Here is a 409-nt window from a genome sequence, read left to right on the forward strand (position 1 = left end):
GAACACTATCCATCCAGCTACGCTGGAAGGCGCTGGTGAACTCCGCCCGGAACATGGTCACAAACCCCTGCTGATGTTGGTTTACCTGCAACAGCGTTTCGCGGATGACTTTTCAAACGTAGAGAAGCCGCTGGTGGCATTCTGTGATGAACAGGGTGATACCTTCGACTACGAGCGTTTTGATTCACTAAAACCCCTCATTGAACGGTTTGGTTTCAGCTACGACGAAGTAAGAGCAGATGCAGAAAGGCTTGGCCTTGTATCTGAGCTGATTCGCCTGGCAGAGATCGATGCGAACAAGAGGATCACTTTTTTTTAACCCTTACGGGGGCTTGCTCCCCGAAAGGGGCGTTGGCCCTCTCCAAATAACTTGGAGGTCATGATGTCTAAAGGCGTCAACAAAGTAATT

At 49.9% G+C, this 409-nt stretch carries 1 pseudogene; it reads left to right on the plus strand.

From position 1 onward, the window contains the following. Nucleotides 1-319 (plus strand): annotated as a pseudogene (locus tag BHE89_RS21470) (hypothetical protein); the annotation flags it as partial. Between the last annotated feature and the right edge of the window lie 90 nt (nt 320-409).

Origin of the sequence: Shigella sp. FC1967, from assembly GCF_001743005.1 — a bacterium.
Taxonomy (GTDB): domain Bacteria; phylum Pseudomonadota; class Gammaproteobacteria; order Enterobacterales; family Enterobacteriaceae; genus Proteus.